The following is a 3575-nucleotide window of genomic DNA, read 5'->3' on the forward strand; positions in this document are numbered from 1 at the left end:
CGGGACGAACCCGTGCGCACCACGCATCTGAAATCCCTTCACGCGTCGACGAGCCCGGGCTGGCCGTCCTGGATGACGAACGAACGCACGGTGGCCGCGGCCGCCCCGTGCTCGGTCACCGTCGCCACGCTGCGGAAGTCGGCGGCGATGTGGGCGGGGGTGATGGTGGTACGGACGTATCCGCGGCGGTCGGAGTAGAACCTGATGTGCGGGTTGGTGGCGCCGTTGGGGATGGCCGTCGAGCCGGACCCGTTGCCGCCGGAGGAGATCGAGGTGCAGACCAGCTCGGTACCGATCGTCGGCGACGAGGGGCTGGCGTAGTCGGCCTTGAGGTTGCTGGCCCACGAGGAGTGCACGTCCCCGGTGAGCACCACCGGGTTGCGCACCGCCCGGTCGGCCCAGCCCTGCTGGATGCGGGCCCGGGAGGCGCGGTAGCCGTCCCAGGCGTCCATGTTCCCCGCGCCCGAGGCGTCGAACTGGCGCGCGAAGAAGACCTGCTGGCCGACGATGTCCCAGGTGCCGAGGTGCTGGGCGAAGCCGTCGAGCAGCCAGGCCTCCTGGGTGGTGCCGGGCAGGGAGCGGCTGGCCAGGTCGGCGTCCGAGCACACCTTCCAGCCGTCGCCGCACGCCTGGTCGTCACGGAACTGCCGGGTGTCGAGCATGTGGAAGGTGGCCAGCGTGCCCCAGCGCACCCGCCGGTACAGCGGGATGCTGTTCCCGGCCGGCGCCGCCGACGGGCGCAGCGGCATGTTCTCGTAGTAGGCCTGGTAGGCCGCTGTCCGCCGGGCTGTCCACTCGGCGGCTGTCAGCGCCGGGCTGTTGTCGGCCCGGACCATGTTGGCGTAGTTGTTCTCCACCTCGTGGTCGTCCGGCACCACCAGCCATGGCGCGGCCGCGTGCGCCGCCTGCAGGTCGGGGTCGGCCTTGTACTGCGCGTAGCGGCGACGGTAGTCGGCCAACGATACGATCTCGCTGCCCAGGTGCTCCCGCACCGACCCGGTCGTGGTGGCGTCCTCGTAGATGTAGTCGCCGAGGTGCAGGATCAGGTCCGGGCGGTCGTCCGCCATCCGCCGGTACGCCGTGTAGTAACCGGACTCGTAGTGCGCGCACGACGCGAACGCCATCGTCAGGTCCCGTCCCACGGCGGTGAACGCCGGGGCGGTCCGGGTGCGGCCCACCGCCGAGATGTGCCCCTGCGCGCGGAACCGGTAGTAGTACTCGGCGTCGGGCGCGAGCCCGCCGGCGACGACGTGCACCGAGTGCGCCTGCGCGTACTGCGCGGTGACCGAGCCGGACGCGACGAGCGGGGCGAACGCGGGGTTCGCGGACACCTGCCAGTCGACCACGATGTCCGTGTTCGCCATGCCGCCGTGCCCGTCCGCGTTCAGCGGGGACGGGGCCAGCCGGGTCCAGAGCACGACGCTGTCCGGCGCCGGCTCGCCGGAGGCCACGCCGAGGGTGAACGGGTAGGGGATGGTGCTGGCCGCCGCCCGCGCGGCCGGGACCGAGGAGAGCGCCCGTAGCGGGAGGGCGAGCCCCCCGGCCGCAGCGATACCTCCGACGAGGAACGCCCGACGCTGAAACGTCTTCATACAACAAAACACTAATTTATATATATAAATATGTTTATATGCATAGAAAAATGCCGCATGTACAAACACGTACAACCCGGTTGCGCGTCGCGAGCGAGCGGCGGATGGACGACGCCCGCCCGACCACCGCCGGCAATGAACCGGTACGCGCGCTTCCGGTGGGCGCGCGGTGGCGTAGCACCTTGTACGCGGGCCCACACGCCCGCGTTCCGTGCGGATGCCGTCGCGCGCGCCCACGAGACCGAAGATCCGTCCACGACAGCTGAAGATCGTCTCCGATACGTCCCCCTGGGCCTGGCCGGTGACGCGGTGGGTCGCCGGCCCTCCCGAGGCCGTGTCCCTAGCATGGGCTCAAGGCCCATGACGGCTTCGTCCAGGAAGACCGCCGGCCGCCGCACCCAGCGATCTTTTTGGGAGGACCTTGTGCCGGACAGGGCCCTGATCGACGCGGAGAAGCACCGACAGCCGTCACCGGTATGGCCACGCGGCGCCGTACCGGCCCGGTCCGATCTCGGCCGGCTCACGGTCCAGTGCGCGGACCGCCCCGGAATCGTCGCCGCGGTGTCCCAGTTCCTCACCGATCACGAGGCGAACATCGTCGAATCGGACCAGGCGACAACCGGCCCGGTGGGCGGCCAGTTCTTCCTGCGGATGACCTTCCACCGGCCCCACCTGCAGGCCCACCTCGACGACATGACCAAGGACTTCGCGAAAGCGCTGGTCGAGAAGTTCGAGGTGACCGAGTGGTCCCTCTGTGACGCGTCCACCCCGAAGCGTGTAGCGATCATGGTTTCGAAGCACGACCACTGCCTGCTGGACCTGCTCTGGCGTGCCCGGCGAGGCGAACTGCCGGTCGACATCGGTCTGGTCGTCTCCAACCACGCCGACCTCGCGAGCGGGGTGCGGACGTTCGGCGTGCCGTTCGTCCACATCCCGGTGACCCGCGACACGAAGCCGGAGGCCGAGGCCAGGCAGCTGCAGCTGCTACGGGGCAACTTCGACCTCGTCGTGCTCGCCCGCTACATGCAGATCCTCTCGGCCGGCTTCCTCGACAGCGTCGGCTGCCCGGTCATCAACATCCACCATTCCTTCCTGCCCGCGTTCGCCGGCGCGGGCCCCTACGAACGGGCCAAGGAACGCGGTGTGAAGCTCATCGGCGCGACCGCGCACTACGCGACCGAGGAGCTCGACGAAGGCCCGATCATCGAGCAGGACGTCGTGCGGGTCCGGCACAGCGACGACATCGCGGCTCTCAAGCGGCGCGGCGCCGACGTCGAACGGCTGGTGCTGAGCCGGGCGGTGCTCTGGCACTGCGAGGACAGGGTCCTGCGCCACGGCAACTCCACCGTGGTCTTCTCCTGACCGTGCGGCCCTCGCGGGACCAAGGGAGCCAGCGCGGCTCGTCGCCTGGCGGTATGTCAGCTGGTAAACCTCTTAGTAAACTCATCGGCATGGTCACCATGACGACGATGAAGCTCCCGGTCGATGTACGCGATCGGCTGATGGCGCTGGCCACCAGCCACGGCCGTACCCTGGGCGCGGAGCTGTCCGCCCTCGTCGAGGAAGCGGAGGAAGGCCACTGGTGGCATAACGCCAAGCAGTCCGCCGCCCGGCTTCAGGCCGACCCCGAGCAGTGGGAGGACTATCTGCGCGAGGCCGGCGACTGGGACGTCACCGCGTCCGACGGCCTGGGCAGTGGCGCTCCCGAGTGGCCGGAATACGCCGAGGAGCAGGCGTGACGCCAGGCGAGGTGCTCCTCGTCGATCTCGATCCGGTCGCCGGGAACGAACAGGGCGGCCTACGTCCCGTTGTGGTGATCTCCAACACCGGCTACGACCAGCTCGTCGCGGGCCGGCTCCTGGTGGTGTGCCCGATCACGAGCCGGGATCGCGCGCTCCCCCATCACGTGCCCGTGACCCGTGCTCCGACCCATCGGCTCAACCGTCCGTCCTGGGTGATGTGCGAACAGCCCAGGACCATCTC

At 69.5% G+C, this 3575-nt stretch carries 4 protein-coding genes; 3 read left to right on the plus strand and 1 reads right to left on the minus strand.

The genetic code is table 11. The features are described from left to right. Positions 1 to 38 precede the first annotated feature (38 nt). Positions 39 to 1592: an alkaline phosphatase D family protein gene (locus AC5LSR_RS18255; protein ID WP_250285775.1), complete on the minus strand. Its 1554-nt coding sequence runs from the start codon at positions 1590 to 1592 to the stop codon at positions 39 to 41. A 423-nt stretch (positions 1593 to 2015) separates the two neighbouring features. Between AC5LSR_RS18255 and purU the strand changes: the two genes are divergently transcribed. From purU to AC5LSR_RS18270, 3 genes are all read left to right on the plus strand, one after another. Then, a complete protein-coding gene (gene purU / locus AC5LSR_RS18260) occupies positions 2016 to 2954 on the plus strand; it encodes a formyltetrahydrofolate deformylase (protein WP_250285774.1) in 939 nt (312 codons plus the stop codon). Positions 2955 to 3052: 98 nt separating this feature from the next. Then, a complete protein-coding gene (locus AC5LSR_RS18265) occupies positions 3053 to 3331 on the plus strand; it encodes a hypothetical protein (protein ID WP_250285773.1) in 279 nt (92 codons plus the stop codon). Continuing rightward, positions 3328 to 3575, plus strand: a 248-nt coding sequence (locus AC5LSR_RS18270; RefSeq protein ID WP_250285772.1) for a type II toxin-antitoxin system PemK/MazF family toxin, incomplete at its 3' end; no start/stop codon positions are given. The genes AC5LSR_RS18265 and AC5LSR_RS18270, both read left to right, overlap by 4 nt.

The organism is Protofrankia sp. CiP1_Cm_nod4 (genome assembly GCF_982290645.1).

Excerpts from the sequence above, each read along its gene's own strand:
- AC5LSR_RS18255 (WP_250285775.1), bottom strand. The coding sequence starts at position 1,592 with ATGAAGACGTTTCAGCGTCGGGCGTTCCTCGTCGGAGGTATCGCTGCG.
- AC5LSR_RS18265 (WP_250285773.1), top strand. The coding sequence starts at position 3,053 with ATGACGACGATGAAGCTCCCGGTCGATGTACGCGATCGGCTGATGGCG.